Source organism: Marinomonas maritima, from assembly GCF_024435075.2.
In the GTDB taxonomy this organism is placed as follows: domain Bacteria; phylum Pseudomonadota; class Gammaproteobacteria; order Pseudomonadales; family Marinomonadaceae; genus Marinomonas; species Marinomonas maritima.
Window position 1 is genome coordinate 1,026,068 of sequence record NZ_JAMZEG020000001.1, and the last position, 14,801, is coordinate 1,040,868.

Genomic DNA, 14,801 nt, shown 5'->3' on the forward strand with positions numbered 1-14,801 from the left:
ATTATGCCAGAACAACACCTTACTCTTGATGCAATGCAGGTCGTTGCTTACCAAGGTGAGCCTGGTGCGTATTCGCATCTTGCTTGTAAACACACCTTTCCTGATTGGACGAGCATTCACTGTGCAACCTTTGTCGATGCCTTGAAAATGGTAGAACAAGGGGAGGCCTATTACGCCATGATCCCTGTTGAAAACTCCACTGCTGGACGAGTCGAAGAAATTTATCGAGAATTAAAGCGAACTCAGCTTTATGTGGTGAAGGAACATTTTGAGCCAGTTAATCATTGTTTGATTGCTCGTCACTCGATGACGTTGGATCAAATTACACGGGTGGGTAGTCACCCTCAAGCTTTAGCGCAATGCGATACGAACATCAAGGCGTTAGGGGCGAAAAGCCAGGCTATGTACGATACCGCTGGAGCAGCTAAACACATCGCAGAGTTTGAAGAGCCTGGTTTGGCGGTTATCTCCTCTGAGTTGGCGGCTGAGCTTTATGGTTTAAATGTACTGAAAACCTATTTTAATGATTCGATGGGTAATACCACACGCTTTTTGGTCTTTGCTCGCCAGCAAAAAATGCCCGTTTATGAAGACGATCGCATTTACATTACTTCTTTTATGTTTCGGGTTCGAAATATTCCGGCCGCGCTTTATAAGGCAATGGGTGGTTTTGCGACTCAAGGCATTAATATGCTGAAACTAGAAAGCTATATGGTGAACGGTAATTTTACTGCGACTCAGTTTTATGTGGATGTTGAGGCGCATTTTCAATCTTCTGCCATGCAGGCAGCGCTTGAAGAGTTACAATTCTTTTCTGAAGATGTGCGCATATTAGGAACCTATCTTGCGAATGATTATAGGTTGAAATAGTCATGATGATGCGTTGGTTATGTGTTTTTTATCTATGCTTTGGTGTTAATGCTTGGGCTGATATAGATGATTTGTCTTTCTCAATGGGAGGCTTTTCGGATTTAGATTCATATGATGGCTTCCTTGATAGCATTCCTGTGGTGGTAACGCCATCTAAAATGGCTCAGCCCAGAGTCGATGTTTCTTCTTCTTTATCTGTGTTAGATGGTGAGTTCATTCGCCGCATTAATATGCAATATGTGGAAGATCTTCTGCAGTTTGTACCAGGCTTTTCGGTTGCTCCATATCATTCCTCTAGTCAAAAAGTTGCTTCTTATCATGGAACCCAGCTGGATAAATATCGGCGTATTCAGGTTCTGGTGAATGGTCGCTCGGTTTACAGTGTTGGTGTCGCGAGGGTGGAATGGGCGACCTTACCGCTAAGTATTGAAGACGTGGCCCGTGTAGAGATTAATCGAGGGCCAAACGCTGCCAGTTATGGTGTTAATTCTTTCTTTGCTGTGGTCAATATTATCACTCGATCTCCGTTAGAAACCTTAGGCGATAGTGTTTCAGCTTATTCTGGGTCCCGCGGTGATTATCGGTTGTATGGACAGCATAGTGGCTTAAATGAAGATTGGAGCTATCGAGCGTCAGCCTCTACAAGTGATGTAAATGGCTTTGATGAAGATCTTGATGGTGATAAGCGTCATGACGGACATGGCTCTACGATGGGCAATGTGTTCATTCAAAAAGAGACGGCAACGAGCTTTTTTGATCTGGATATTGGCGCCAGCAGTTTGAAAGATAAGATTGACCCATCTGAATATGAAGTGGGCTCTTTGTTAGGGGGCTATGATACGAATAACCCAATGCGCTTAATTGATCGTGAGCATATTAAGCTAAGTTATAGCCAGCAGGTTTCATCTAGTCATGAAGTAAAAATACAGTATTACTATGACCAATCTGATTTAAATGAGCATCATGACGTCTATTTAAAACGATCTTTTTACGGTGCTTTATTTAATACTCCAACCCCATCTGTGGATGTCTATGATTCTTATGAGATTGATTTGCTGGAGACACGTCAAGATATTGAAGTTCAAAGCACGTGGGAAGCGTCTAATAAGCTACGGTTAATTTCAGCGATTGGTTACCGTTTAGATGAAGCTGACTCCGAACACTTTTTATCAGGTAAAGCGAGTGATGAAGTGTTTCGTCTTTCTTCTAATATGGAATATAGAGCTACTGATAGCTGGATTTTTAATGGCGGCGCAATGCTTGAAGATAGTCAAATGAGTGGCGCATTTCTATCGCCTAAATTGGGTGTGACTTATAAGCTGTCTGAACAAGAGTCTATTCGATTTAATACGTCAAAAGCCGTACGTACCCCCGATTTGTCAGATCAACATTTTAAGTGGCACTATGTTCTATCTAACGGTGAAGAATCTTCAACAGTTTACGCTGATAATGGCGAAAAAGAAGAAAAAATTACCTCTTATGAGATGGGGTATTATCACTATTGGCCTGGCCGTGGCCTGTCTCTGGATGTAAAACTTTATCATGATGTAGTAAAGGATATGGTTTTAAGCAAAAAGCTTTTTACTGCGTTGGGCCCTTCTGATAAACCCATTGAGGAGGGCGTTATAGAAGATGTGGACATTAATGGCGTTGAAGTGGAGTTAGATTGGCGTTTTCGCTCTGGCGCAATTACTCGTTTCACCTATGCTTATCAAGACACTCAAACAGATAACACTGATCTTATAAGGGCAACCACTCCAGTAATGGTGTCTTTTTTTGGCAGTGTGCCATTAACGGATAAATGGTCTGCTCAAGGCTATTATTGGTATGGAAAGGCACTGGGTGGAAACGATTATGAATTTTTGAATACTTGGCTTTCTTATAAGTTGTCATTAGGTGGGTATTCGAAAGCAACAATGGGCGTTGGAATGGAAACTCGCTTAGATGATAACGCATTTGTCTCAAGACATAATAATTTCACTAAAGATACATTTGCTTATGTCTTTACCAATGTCACTTTCTAATTTGGATTAATAGGAACGTGAAAAGGCTTTTTCTTTTTATATTTTTGTTGCTGACTTCAGTAAATGTACTGGCGGCGACGATATATGTGATACACGATACTGAAGAGAGTTCAGTTCGTTCTTTGACGTTTCAACTTTCTAAGTTATTACCTGCTAATGCCCGATTAATGCCAGTTCGTCGTGCCTTATTTGTACAAAATGTTTCTTCTCTTAAAGACGATGATGTCATAGTCACTGTCGGAGCAGATAGTTTTCGTCTTGCGTGCTCTGTTGTGTCTGAGGGCGCTGTTATCGCAGCTTTTATTGGCAAAGAGGAATATCTTAATATTCAGCCACAATGTTCAATTCCTGTCAGTGGTGTTTTTTCTGGCGCGCCCTTGGATAAGCGGTTGAATATACTGGAAGCTATCTGGTTTGATAGAAAGCCGCTGGCGGTGATCTATAGTGATCACCTTTTCGTCGACGAGCAAGAAATGATGAACTTAGCGGATCAACATGGCTTTATATTTCGGTTTCTAAAGACAGAGACAGATCGATTATCTGTTTTAAAATCGGTCAATTTTGTTCTAGAGGACTCCGAACTTATTTTTTCTTTAGTGGATACGCAGCTGTATAAAAATGGCATCGCTCAGGACATACTAAGATTACTATTCCATAAGCAAAAGGTGATGATTGGGCCTTCTTTTGCCTTTGTACGTGCGGGCTCATTATTTGCTGTTTATTCGGACAATGAGGCCAAGCTAAAAGCTCTGGCGGAGCGCCTCATTATGTGGGATACAAAGGGCGTTCTGCTGGACGCGGCCTACCCTGATCGGTTGAGAGTTAGCTTCAATTCTTATCTTATTAAATCACACGGTATTGTATTACCTTCGTCGTCTTATTTAAAAGATAAGTACGGTCTTTGCTCTGAAACACAGTGTGAGTAGTTATTGTAAAAAACGTTTCACTAGACTAGTGAAGGGGAGTGGCTTTTCAGCGTGTAGCCAATGGCCTGCGCCGGATATAATTTTGAAACTTGCGTTTGGAAAGCTTGCCATTATTTCCGCTTGATAATCCGCCACAATATAATCTGATTTTTCGCCTTTTATGAACAGAGTGGGGGTCTCTATTGCGGTTTCAATAATGGGCTTTTTAAGAATCGCTGTGTAACTGTCGGCAATATTATCGACAGACAACGAAAGTGTGTGACTTTGCTCATTTCTATTGAGGCTTTTTAATAAGAACTGTCTGACAGCAAGGTTTGGCTCGTATTGACTTAATAGTGTGTCGGCTTCTTTTCTTGATGTTATTTCAGTTCCAGTAATGGCTTTTAAGCCTTCTAATATACGGGTATGGCTGGGTTGGTAATCAACAGGTGCAATATCCACCACGATAAGCTTTTCTATTTGTGCTGGGGCGGCTATCGCGGCCATCTGCATTGCTACTTTCCCCCCCATTGAATGCCCCAACAGATAGAATGTGTCTATATTCTTTAGCTTGGCCCAATCAAGCACAGCGTTGGCCATTTTAGGGTAAGTTGCGTCCTGCATGCTGTCTGATTTGCCATGATTAGGTAGGTCGATACAATAGACGGTGAAATAATCGGCTAACGCTTGTGCGATAGAGTGCCAGTTGTCTGCGTTACCAAATAAGCCGTGAATGACAATAAGATTTGGTCCTGAGGAACCATATTGCTTTGCGTGTATCATAGTCACCTTATTATGCTGTAAATGAGTAAAACGGTCGGCGTATGTGGACGCCACATTCCTTATATTGTATCAAGTCTTTGAAAGTTTCGTCCCTCTCAAATTAAGGTTGTTTTCTGTATGTTAGACACATTTTTTATTAAGTATTTGAAAAAACCACTGCATCTGACCGCGATAGCAGTGGATAAAATGGGTGTGAAAGCCAATTGGATTACCTTGCTGGGTTTTGCTATTGGCATGATGGTGATACCCGCGTTGTACTTTGGTGACACAGCATTGGCATTGGTTTTTGTTGTGATCAATCGGGTGATGGATGGGCTGGATGGTGCCGTAGCAAGAGTACAGGGGGCGACCGATTTAGGGGGGTATTTAGATATCACATTGGATTTTATTTTTTATTCGGCGGTGATTTTTGGCTTCGCTCTTATGAACCCAATGGAAAATGCGCTGGCGGCAAGTTTTGTGATTTTTTCCTTTATGGGGACCGGCAGTAGCTTTTTGGCCTTTGCCATTATGGCGGAAAAGCGCAATATCAAAAACTTGGATTACGGTGGTAAGTCGTTACACTTTATTGGTGGCTTAGCAGAGGGCGCTGAGACTATCGCTTTTCTTGTGTTGATTTGTTTGATGCCTGCGCACTTTGTACTGCTGGCTTATATTTTTGGTGGGATTTGTTGGATAACAACGGCAACCCGAATTTACGCAGGCTACCGTACGTTGAACTAAGAGGCGCCTAACTTGAAAGCATTTAATTGGACAGATTAGTCGAAAAAAGCGATTTCAATATCGCTTTTCACGATGGCGCAACATGCTAATAAATATCCACTTTGTACCCAAGCCAGTGGCTCAAAAGGATAACTGACATTACCCCATAAGAGCTTGATCGAACAGGACGAGCAATAGCCCTCGCGACACTGATACTCAATATGAATGCCTGCCCGTTCTAGTTGTACTAATAGTGATTCCTCTTCTGTAACAAGAATCTGCTTTTTCCCTAAAAGTACTCGATGAACCACGGTGTCTTTGGCTTGTATTGTGGAGTTATAGGTCGAAGTCATCGAAGTCTGAGTCATCTAAACTATTGTCAGTTTGCCCTACTAGGTAAGAGCTGATTTCGGCTTCTTGTGGTGCAACTTGTACGTTATCGCTTACTAGCCAAGCATTGATCCAAGGTATAGGGTTGTGCTTCGTAGAGAAATACGTATCGAGGCCAACGGCTTGCATACGCACATTGGTGATATATTCAACGTATTGACCTAGTATTTGAGCGTTAAGACCGATCATTGAGCCATCCTTGAATAGGTAGGTAGCCCATTCTTTTTCCTGCTCAGCGGCCTCGACAAAGATATCTCGCATCTCTTCTTTGCACTCAGCGGCAATGATGGCCATTTCTGGATCATCTTTACCTGATGCCATAAGATTTAGCATATGCTGTGTGCCAGTAAGGTGAAGGGCTTCATCACGAGCAATCAGCTTGATGATCTTAGCGTTACCTTCCATCAACGTGCGTTCAGCAAAACCAAAACTACAAGCGAAACTCACATAAAAACGCACCGCTTCTAAAACGTTCACAGAGGCAACGGTGAGATAAAGCGCCTTTTTTAGCTTAGGCATCGAAATTTCAATATCGCCTTTGCCTGGGATATTGAATGTGCCCATCCCCATGGTGTTGTAGATACTCACCATTTCAATAAGGCGGTCGTAGTATTTAGACACACTGTCAGCGCGTTTGGTAATTTCTTCATTGGTGACAATGTCATCAAAGATTTTGGTCGGATCGTTGACGATGTTACGAATAATATGAGTGTAAGAGCGGCTGTGAATCGTCTCACTAAACGACCAGGTTTCGATCCATGTTTCCAGTTCAGGCAGAGAAACGATGGGCAATAATGCAACGTTTGGTGAGCGGCCTTGTACACTGTCTAGTAAAGTTTGATATTTTAAGTTACTTAAAAAAATGTGCTGTTCGTGTTCTTCTAGCCTTTGAAAGTCTTTGCGATCTGTTGAAAGATCGACTTCCTCAGGGCGCCAAAAGAAAGACAGTTGTTTTTCTATTAGCTTTTCAAAAATAGGGTGCTTTTGCTGATCATAGCGAGCAACGTTGACATTTTCACCAAAGAACATAGGTTCTTTTGTACTATCGAAGTGTTTACGGTTGAACGTCGAGTAACTCATGTCTCAGGGTATTCCTCAAAAGCGTAAGGCATTTTCTGTGTCGAAGATGTCTTAGTTATTAATAGATTAATAGATTAATAGATTTTGATATTTTATTAACGCGGTAAACGTAGCAAAGCCTCATTGGGATGAGGCTTTGCTGTGTCTGGCTGTTGGCTACCTAAATTTTACAAGCGCCGCCAGCGCAATCGTCCATGTCTTCTTGTTTATCGTCCGCACCATCACGGGTATTGTGATAGTAGAGTGTTTTCACGCCAAGTTTATAAGCTGTTAATAAGTCTTTCAAAATCACCTTCATAGGGACTTTTTGTGACTCGAATTTTTGTGGGTCATAGTTGGTATTTGCTGAGATAGCTTGGTCGACAAACTTCTGCATGATACCAACCAATTGAAGATAGCCATCGTTTGATGGAATGGTCCACAATAACTCATAGTTCTCTTTTAGACGTTCAAACTCAGGAACGACCTGCTTCAAAATACCATCTTTGCTGGCCTTCACGGAGACAAAGCCACGTGGTGGCTCGATGCCATTGGTTGCATTGCTAATCTGAGAGGATGTTTCAGAGGGCATTAATGCTGTGAGCGTAGAGTTACGTAAACCATGTTCAACGATTTCACTACGCAAGCTTTCCCAGTCGTAAACAAGCTCAGAAGAACAAATATTATCGATTTCTTTTTTGTAGCTATCGATTGGTAAAATACCTTTCGAGTAGGTCGTTTCGTTAAAAGCCAAGCATGGGCCAAACTCTTTTGATAGCTTATTTGATGCTTTTAATAAGAAGTATTGAATGGCTTCAAACGTTTTGTGTGTCAAATCATTAGCAGAGCCATCAGAGTATTTCACACCGTTCTTCGCTAAATAGTAAGCGTAGTTGATCACGCCTACGCCTAAGGTACGGCGTAGCTCAGTGGCACGCTGCGCTGCTGGAATGGGGTAATTTTGGTAATCCAATAAGCTGTCTAGAGCTCGTACAATAAGCTCGGCTAGCTCTTCTAATTCATCTAGGCTTTCAAGTGTTCCTAGGTTGAAAGCTGATAAGGTACAAAGAGCAATTTCGCCTTCTGGATCGTCAATGCTGTTTAATGGCTTGGTTGGTAGAGCAATTTCCAAACACAAGTTACTTTGCTTAACGGGTGCAACCGCAGGATCAAATGGACTGTGAGTATTACAGTGATCTACGTTTTGAAGGTAAATACGGCCGGTGCTCGCACGCTCAGAAGCAAACAAGGTGAACAATTCTGTCGCCTTGATGGTTTGCTTGCGAATCGATGGATCTTGCTCATACAGAGTGTATAGGCGATCAAACTCTTCTTGGTCTGCGAAGAACGCATCGTATAAACCAGGTACATCGGATGGACTGAATAACGTGATGTTGCCGCCTTTAATCAAGCGTTGGTACATCAGGCGGTTAAACTGTACACCGTAGTCTAGGTGGCGCACACGGTTTTCTTCAACACCGCGGTTGTTTTTTAGTACCAATAGGCTTTCAACTTCTAAGTGCCAAATTGGATAGAAAACAGTCGCTGCACCACCACGAACCCCCCCTTGAGAGCAGCTTTTTACCGCTGTTTGGAAGTGTTTGTAAAATGGGATGCAACCCGTATGGAAAGCTTCGCCGCCACGAATAGGGCTACCGAGCGCTCGAATGGCACCGGCGTTTACGCCGATTCCTGCGCGTTGGCTAACGTATTTTACGATGGCGCTTGAGGTTGCATTGATTGAATCTAGAGAGTCGCCACATTCAATCAATACACAGCTGCTGAATTGACGAGTTGGTGTACGGATACCAGACATAATAGGTGTTGGCAACGAAATTTTGAACTTAGAAACTGCATCGTAAAAACGACGGATCAAGTTCAAACGCTCATCTTTAGCGTAACCGGCAAAGAGACAAGCGCCAACAAGGATGTATATGAACTGAGGGCTCTCGTATATTTTACCTGTGACGCGGTTTTGTACTAAATACTTGCCTTCGAGCTGTTTAACGGCCGCATAAGAAAAGTCCATATCACGTGAGTGATCAATGAATGTGTTCAGTTGGTCGAAATCTTCTTCGGTGTAATCTTCTAATAAATGCGAATCATAACGTTTTTGCTGCACTAGATTTTTTACGTGTGCATAAAGGTGTGGTGGCTCAAAGTCACCAAAGGCCTTTTTACGTAAATGGAAGATGGCTAAGCGCGCCGCTAGATACTGATAGTCAGGCGTGTTTTCAGAAATTAAATCTGCAGCAGACTTGATTAATGTTTCGTGAATATCTGTTGTTCGAATGCCTTCAAAAAACTGAATTTGTGCTTTTAATTCCACTTGGGAAACAGAGACGTTGTCTAATCCTTCGGCGGCCCACGTTATGACTTTATGAATCTTTTCTAGATTGATTTTTTCGGTCGTCCCGTTACGCTTAGTAACTGTGAGAGTGCTCATGCCTTAACTTCCCATTAGTGCATTACAAAAAGAGGTGATTTACTCTATATAGTGTGTGTGTTTCGAATAAAACACTATATGTAGTACTTCATTGATAATCTGTAACGAACAATAGTGCTCATTTAATGTAAAATCAAGGCTTGAAAAATGCGCTAAAATAATAAACAAAGAATGCCTAAGTGGTCACTTACTTTGCTTGCCAGAAGAAGCGTAAAGTTGGCGATTGGCAAGATTATAAACACTATTTTCATCTATTTTTTCATGAGAAAAACTCACCTAATCGAACGCACGAAAAGTGATCAATTTTAAAACGTCAGCACCATTTTTACCGAAGCGACTAAGGCAAATAAAAACACCTGATGAATTAGATAGATAGGCAAAGCATAGCGTCCCATAAACGTCAAAAAAGTCGTCAGGAAATGGTCTGGAGTGGGGCACTTATGTAAATTTAAATAGCCTAGTAGAGGTCCAATTAAAACTACACCTATCCATGGGAAGGGAAACACAATATCGAGAGTTCTTTTTGGTAGGGCGATATAGTCCGTTATTGTAGAGAAGGCATTTGGGAAAAAGAGCCAGTCTGTAGAATGATACATAAACATAATGGCTGCCCCTAGTAGGGCACAACCCAGTGGCCACCTAGCAATAGGTCTGATTAGTAATGAAGCCACAAAGATAAAATGCAGAATACCGAAGTAGATCCATTGGTTTGGCATGGCAAGATAGGTTGCCAGCGAAATGGTTCCAGCAGAAATAAGCAGTTTGAGATCTCGTTTCCAAAATGATGGACGCTTGGTATTGGTTAGTGAGATGTAAGTAGACCAACCAATCGCGGTAAGAAATAATGTGAGTATCAGGCTGCGAAAATGAATCCAAAAAGGATCATAAACTGAAAACTCGGTGAAACCAAAATGACGTAAGTCCCAGCAAAAATGAAAAATGATCATTAATAAAACGGCTGAACCGCGGTAAACATCTAAAAACACACTACGTTTTGCTGGCTTATTAATAGAAGAGGTTTGCATTGAAGTCCAAGGTGAATAATGTAATGGAAGTTCGGCCATCATACCGATACTCATTTTCTAGCTCAAGCCTACAACTTAGTGTGCCATTACTTAAGTTGAATTTGCTATGGGAAAGAGAAAGTCTAAAGATGTTTGGACGTGACGTATTGGTGCCAAGGCAAGTCGCGTTTATTGCCGACGAGGGCATATGTTATCGCTATACAGGTAAGGACCATCATGGTGAGGGTTGGCCTGATTGGCTATTGCTTGCAAAAAAAGAGGCCGAGAAACTGGCTAACCAATCTTTTAATTCTGTACTGCTGAACTGGTATCAACATGGTGAAGAGTATATGGGGTGGCATTCAGATGATGAGAAACAGCTAGGCCCAGCGCCCGTTGTGGCTATGTTGAGTTTTGGCGTGAAGAGACCCTTCGTGTTTCGTTTAAAGGAAAATCATAAGGTTAAACACAGTGTGGAGGTAGAAGACGGAAGCTGGCTAATTATGTCCTCTTCTACGCAAGTACTATGGCAACACTCATTGCCTGTAAGAAAGAAAATTAAAGAGGAGCGAATCAGTTTAACGTTTCGCCTCTTACTTTAATGATCTACTTGGAGATTTCATGTGTGTGGTGCGTTTAATTTAAGGTGCTTTGCGGACTTTAATCCATTGATCGCTGTCTAGTATAAAACAAATTCGATCATGCAGGCGGCTTGGTCGGCCTTGCCAAAACTCAATAAATTTAGGCTTCAGTACATAGCCCCCCCAGTTTTCTGGGCAAGGTATGTCTTGCTCATTGAAGGCTTGTTCTTCTGCATTAAACGCTTTTTGTAACACGTCTCGATTTTCGATGACGGCGCTTTGTTTTGAGGTTCGAGCGGCGAGTTGGCTGCCGCGCGGACGACTGGCGAAATAGGTTTCAGATATTTCCCGAGAAACTTTTTCGATGGTGCCTTCGACACGAATTTGGCGAGAGAGTGCAGGCCAAAAAAAAGTCATGCAGGCTTTATTGTTGTTAGCCAGCTGTTGTGCTTTTTCACTGTCGTAGTTAGTAAAAAAAGAAAAGCCGAATTCGTTTCTTTGTTTTAACAAAACCACACGAGAATGAGGCCAACCATCGGCATCGACTGAGCTAAATACCATCGAGGTAGGGTCGTCAGGACAGACTTCAATGGCTTTTTCGAGCCAAGTATCAAATAGAGCAAGTGGGTCGTTGCCTGATTGCTCTTCTAGAAGATCGTCGAATTGATAGTCACGACGAATAGAGTGAAGATCTCTGTTCATGATTAAACTCGGTAAGTTGTTGTGGTCATGACTTTGGATACTTGGGTCATGATGGTCATAATCGGTCTTGGAAACTCGTAACCGCCAGCCTCTAGTGCCATGGCTTTATGCTTGGCTTCATCTATGTGCATTTGTGTCAATATTGCTTTGCTCTTTTCATCCAGTGACGGCAGTGTCGCCATATGCTGTTGAAGGTGAATGCAGACCTGATCTTCAGTGGCGGCAACAAAGCCTAAGCTTAATTTATCACTAATGAGTCCAGCCCCAGCACCAATCACAAATGACGCACCATAAAATAATGGATTTAAAATGCTGGGCTTGCTACCAAGCTCATAAAGACGTTGCTCACACCAAACAAGGTGATCTATTTCTTCGTCAGCCGCGTGTTCCATTTCTTTGCGAACTGTGGCCAGTTTTGCCGTAGTGGCTTGTCCTGCGTATAGCGCTTGAGCACACACTTCACCAGTATGGTTAATTCTCATTAGACCTGATGAATGCTTACGTTCATCCTGATTCAGTTCCGCTTCATCAACCTGATTTGCAGGAGAAGGTCGTTTTGCCTGTGCTGCGTGTGGAACCAGTGTTTGCAGTGCGCGGTCAAAATGTAATACGGCTTTGTCTAGAAAAGAGATCATCTTACTTCCTCTTAATTAACCTGGAGGCCATGTCATCACCCGGCCACCTAATACATGCATGTGAATATGGTAGACAGTTTGTCCACCCATTTCGTTGCAGTTCATCGCAACACGATAGCCGGCGTCACTGATGCCTTTTTGTTTCGCAATTTTTGCTGCAGTAATCTGTAGCTTGCCAACGACAGGCGCATCGTCATCTGTTAAATCGTTTAGCGTACTAATATGACGCTTAGGAATGACCAGAAAATGGCTTGGTGCTTGCGGCATAATATCTTCGAAGGCAATAACATCGTCGTCTTCATATAAAATTTTTGCTGGAATGTCGCCACTCACTATTTTGCAAAATAAACAGTCCATACCGTCTCCTTTCGTTTGTATTATTCAAGGTTAGTGGTTTCGCTTCAAGGTGTTTTGCGCAAAGGCTTGACCCGAGACAATGATGCGTTCTTTAATCTGTCTCCCTTCTGTATTAAGCGTAAAAGCATTTGTTCAAGCTGGCTTTCTAATTCAGAGCAAGCTAGCAATTCATTAAAGCCAAGTTTTTTTGCATAATCGAGCGACATTTTAACATTGTTGCTGATCAGTAGGCACTGATCTTCATAGCGCATTAAAGGAATAAGTCTTTGCTGAGTAACATGAGGAATGTTCCCCCCGTTATCAAATATCAAAATAATGGAACCAGCCTCTCTTTTTTCAGGCAGTCCCAAATGCTCTAATAAACTTTCTAGGGTAACAAAATGCTCTATTCGGTTGGCGTGGCTCTGTAGCAGCGTAAGGGCTTTTTGAAGGTCATTGTCTTCTTGACCAAATAGTATGATATCAAGCTGATTTTGCTGAATGAAATGGTTGTTTAAGGGGCGAATGTGCGCGCGAATAGGTATTTGGATATTTATGGTACGCGTAAGGCCTCCTTCAGATAAATGCATTTCTCCCTTTAAATGCTGTATTAGGTGTGTGATGTAGTGTATTCCAAGATCGAAGCTTGTGGTGTTCGCGTACACTCGCGCAGGAAGCGGGTAGCAACTGAGTTCTAATAAAGTAATGCCCTCTCGGTTTACTTCGTGACGTGTAATGTTGATGGTGAGAGTTTGGTCTGTGAAGTGTTTGAATTCTTGCGCGAGGCTTTCAATTAGGTGCTGTAAGATGGGAGCGTTGCGTAATATTTCAACTTGATCTGTCTTGTACGTATTTAGGTCTATTAAAGTGTTGTCTTGGTCTAAGCGTTGCACATTATTATAAGCATTGTCTATTAACTGACTTAGTAGTAATGGCGCGGCTTGCTCGGGTGGGGTGCTTTCCTTTATATCATTTAATAGCTCAATTCGTTCTATCAGATTTTTTAGGTTGTTATTGGCCGTCATGCTGCTGTTAAGAAAAAGCTTGGTGTCGTTGGATGTCGCTGCTTGCTCAAGATGAGAAAGCCCACCTCCAATAATATTGATTTGGCGGCGTAGGCGACTAGAAAGATCCGACAAAAGATCTGTCATTTCTGTTTGTGAGTGCTTTGTTTTTTTTGCAAGTCTTTGTAGCGATGGTGTTGTTTGCGCAATCATACCGGTGAAATGAATCATGGCTTCGATAATGATGGTAACGGTTAAACCCCATTGAAATAATGTTGCGCTTGGAATGATGCCATAGACTGACATGAGCCAAGCAAAATGACCTGTAAGCAGTGTCAGTCGAGCCACCAGATAATATCCAGAAAAGGGAACGCTTTTGATGAAGGCAACAATGGCGTGTACGGTTAGCATGACAAGTGTGCTAACGATCAAAAAAGAGAGGGCCATGACATTAATTTTTTCTGGTGAAATAGTAAAAATAATGGCGCATAAAGCCGCAATGGCACCGATAGTGATTAATACCTTATCCATTTTTGGTAGATGTTCTTTGGTGTCAAGATAAAGTCTGGAAAAGAAGGCAATCGCGCATAAGCAGGACAGTGCTGCTAAGTTGTATATCCGTTCTTGAACATTGATTTGATTAGGAAACAGTTGCGATACTTGATCGTGAAGGGTTAGGTGTAAAGTAGCGATACCAAGCAAAAATACACCATATATAAGATACATAGAGCGTGATGTTTTTATGAAAAAGAACACATTGCAAACAAATAACGCCAGTAATATTCCAATCAAAACTCCAGTGAAAGTCAGATTTTTTTGATTATCTAGACTCATGTTCGAGAGCGTTTTTAATTCTATTTCAGCATTGATGGGCAAATAAGATGATAGCCTTAGATACAAGGTGAAAACTGGTGGTGTGTTGGTTGGAATAGGAAAAACATAATTTGGTGTTTGGATTTTTCTATTCTTATAAGGTCGTGCGCCACCCAGTTCGGCTTGAACCTGACTTTCGTATAAATTAGGCAGATAAATGTCTAGGTATTGTAGTCGAGGAGAATTTACTTCCAGTAATACTGGTGTATTGCTGGTGGTTCGTATCGCAATATCTGTACGAATCCAAATATTTCCCTTTACCAGCCCAAACTGCAAATAATCACGATTAATAGGGCGAAATCGCTTGGCGTACTTGTCAGAGGCAATGTCACTAAAAGAAAGGGTTTGAGCGTTATCGATAAAATAAGAGCCACTGTGGCCAATATTGAACGCACTGTTTGTGTCATCAATAATGGCTATGGTGTTTGCGCTCCATACTGTGTTGGAGATGCAGATAAAAAATAGTAAAATCAATCGATAAAGCAAA

The 14,801-nt window shown here is 42.0% G+C and carries 14 protein-coding genes; 5 read left to right on the forward strand and 9 right to left on the reverse strand.

Going from position 1 to position 14,801, the window contains the following annotated elements; genetic code table 11:
* Positions 1-3 precede the first annotated feature (3 nt).
* From M3I01_RS04905 to M3I01_RS04915, 3 genes are all read left to right on the forward strand, one after another.
* On the forward strand, positions 4-870 hold the full coding sequence (locus tag M3I01_RS04905) for a prephenate dehydratase (RefSeq protein WP_255894471.1): 867 nt from the start codon (positions 4-6) through the stop codon (positions 868-870).
* Positions 871-872: 2 nt separating this feature from the next.
* On the forward strand, positions 873-2,894 hold the full coding sequence (locus tag M3I01_RS04910; RefSeq protein WP_255894473.1) for a TonB-dependent receptor plug domain-containing protein: 2,022 nt from the start codon (positions 873-875) through the stop codon (positions 2,892-2,894).
* Between the two features lie 86 nt (positions 2,895-2,980).
* Positions 2,981-3,820: a hypothetical protein gene (locus M3I01_RS04915; protein WP_255894474.1), complete on the forward strand. Its 840-nt coding sequence runs from the start codon at positions 2,981-2,983 to the stop codon at positions 3,818-3,820.
* On the opposite strand, the gene M3I01_RS04920 is transcribed toward M3I01_RS04915, so the two are convergent.
* Positions 3,821-4,582, reverse strand: a complete 762-nt coding sequence (locus M3I01_RS04920; RefSeq protein ID WP_275564947.1) for an alpha/beta fold hydrolase — start codon at positions 4,580-4,582, stop codon at positions 3,821-3,823. It abuts the gene before it with no gap.
* Positions 4,583-4,699: 117 nt separating this feature from the next.
* Here M3I01_RS04920 and M3I01_RS04925 point away from each other — a divergent pair, with 117 nt between their 5' ends.
* A complete protein-coding gene (locus tag M3I01_RS04925; RefSeq protein WP_255894477.1) occupies positions 4,700-5,305 on the forward strand; it encodes a CDP-alcohol phosphatidyltransferase family protein in 606 nt (201 codons plus the stop codon).
* A gap of 35 nt (positions 5,306-5,340) precedes the next feature.
* On the opposite strand, the gene yfaE is transcribed toward M3I01_RS04925, so the two are convergent.
* From yfaE to M3I01_RS04945, 4 genes are all read right to left on the reverse strand, one after another.
* Positions 5,341-5,637, reverse strand: coding sequence for a class I ribonucleotide reductase maintenance protein YfaE (yfaE, locus tag M3I01_RS04930; RefSeq protein WP_255894479.1), 297 nt, complete (start codon positions 5,635-5,637; stop codon positions 5,341-5,343).
* The gene (nrdB, locus tag M3I01_RS04935; protein ID WP_255894480.1) at positions 5,621-6,754 is read right to left on the reverse strand and encodes a class Ia ribonucleoside-diphosphate reductase subunit beta; all 1,134 of its coding nucleotides are present in this window, start codon (positions 6,752-6,754) and stop codon (positions 5,621-5,623) included. The genes yfaE and nrdB overlap by 17 nt, the downstream gene beginning before the upstream one ends.
* A 160-nt stretch (positions 6,755-6,914) precedes the next feature.
* On the reverse strand, positions 6,915-9,179 hold the full coding sequence (gene nrdA / locus M3I01_RS04940) for a class 1a ribonucleoside-diphosphate reductase subunit alpha (protein WP_275564948.1): 2,265 nt from the start codon (positions 9,177-9,179) through the stop codon (positions 6,915-6,917).
* A gap of 305 nt (positions 9,180-9,484) precedes the next feature.
* The gene (locus M3I01_RS04945; RefSeq protein ID WP_255894483.1) at positions 9,485-10,246 is read right to left on the reverse strand and encodes a heparan-alpha-glucosaminide N-acetyltransferase; all 762 of its coding nucleotides are present in this window, start codon (positions 10,244-10,246) and stop codon (positions 9,485-9,487) included.
* On the opposite strand from M3I01_RS04945, the gene M3I01_RS04950 reads away from it, so the two are divergent.
* The gene (locus M3I01_RS04950; RefSeq protein WP_255894484.1) at positions 10,228-10,785 is read left to right on the forward strand and encodes an alpha-ketoglutarate-dependent dioxygenase AlkB family protein; all 558 of its coding nucleotides are present in this window, start codon (positions 10,228-10,230) and stop codon (positions 10,783-10,785) included. The genes M3I01_RS04945 and M3I01_RS04950 overlap by 19 nt on opposite strands.
* 39 nt (positions 10,786-10,824) lie before the next feature.
* On the opposite strand, the gene pdxH is transcribed toward M3I01_RS04950, so the two are convergent.
* Genes pdxH through M3I01_RS04970 form a run of 4 tightly spaced genes read right to left on the reverse strand, consistent with a single transcriptional unit; the run spans position 10,825 to position 14,800 of the window.
* Positions 10,825-11,466, reverse strand: coding sequence for a pyridoxamine 5'-phosphate oxidase (gene pdxH / locus M3I01_RS04955; RefSeq protein WP_275564949.1), 642 nt, complete (start codon positions 11,464-11,466; stop codon positions 10,825-10,827).
* Positions 11,467-11,468: 2 nt separating this feature from the next.
* Positions 11,469-12,101 carry a 2-polyprenyl-3-methyl-6-methoxy-1,4-benzoquinone monooxygenase gene (coq7, locus tag M3I01_RS04960; RefSeq protein WP_255894485.1) on the reverse strand — a complete coding sequence of 211 codons (633 nt, stop codon included), beginning with the start codon at positions 12,099-12,101 and terminating at the stop codon, positions 11,469-11,471.
* A gap of 15 nt (positions 12,102-12,116) precedes the next feature.
* A complete protein-coding gene (locus M3I01_RS04965) occupies positions 12,117-12,458 on the reverse strand; it encodes a histidine triad nucleotide-binding protein (RefSeq protein ID WP_176334866.1) in 342 nt (113 codons plus the stop codon).
* 44 nt (positions 12,459-12,502) lie between these two features.
* On the reverse strand, positions 12,503-14,800 hold the full coding sequence (locus tag M3I01_RS04970; RefSeq protein ID WP_255894486.1) for a 7TMR-DISM family protein: 2,298 nt from the start codon (positions 14,798-14,800) through the stop codon (positions 12,503-12,505).
* Position 14,801 lies beyond the last annotated feature (1 nt).

What these genes read in the sequence shown, in the direction of transcription:
- M3I01_RS04910 (WP_255894473.1), top strand. Translation starts at nt 873, where the DNA reads ATGATGATGCGTTGGTTATGTGTTTTTTATCTATGCTTTGGTGTTAAT.
- M3I01_RS04950 (WP_255894484.1), top strand. Translation starts at nt 10,228, where the DNA reads ATGGAAGTTCGGCCATCATACCGATACTCATTTTCTAGCTCAAGCCTA.
- nrdA (WP_275564948.1), bottom strand. Translation starts at nt 9,179, where the DNA reads ATGAGCACTCTCACAGTTACTAAGCGTAACGGGACGACCGAAAAAATC.
- M3I01_RS04905 (WP_255894471.1), top strand. Translation starts at nt 4, where the DNA reads ATGCCAGAACAACACCTTACTCTTGATGCAATGCAGGTCGTTGCTTAC.
- yfaE (WP_255894479.1), bottom strand. Translation starts at nt 5,637, where the DNA reads ATGACTTCGACCTATAACTCCACAATACAAGCCAAAGACACCGTGGTT.
- M3I01_RS04945 (WP_255894483.1), bottom strand. Translation starts at nt 10,246, where the DNA reads ATGATGGCCGAACTTCCATTACATTATTCACCTTGGACTTCAATGCAA.
- M3I01_RS04965 (WP_176334866.1), bottom strand. Translation starts at nt 12,458, where the DNA reads ATGGACTGTTTATTTTGCAAAATAGTGAGTGGCGACATTCCAGCAAAA.
- M3I01_RS04925 (WP_255894477.1), top strand. Translation starts at nt 4,700, where the DNA reads ATGTTAGACACATTTTTTATTAAGTATTTGAAAAAACCACTGCATCTG.
- coq7 (WP_255894485.1), bottom strand. Translation starts at nt 12,101, where the DNA reads ATGATCTCTTTTCTAGACAAAGCCGTATTACATTTTGACCGCGCACTG.
- nrdB (WP_255894480.1), bottom strand. Translation starts at nt 6,754, where the DNA reads ATGAGTTACTCGACGTTCAACCGTAAACACTTCGATAGTACAAAAGAA.
- M3I01_RS04920 (WP_275564947.1), bottom strand. Translation starts at nt 4,582, where the DNA reads ATGATACACGCAAAGCAATATGGTTCCTCAGGACCAAATCTTATTGTC.
- pdxH (WP_275564949.1), bottom strand. Translation starts at nt 11,466, where the DNA reads ATGAACAGAGATCTTCACTCTATTCGTCGTGACTATCAATTCGACGAT.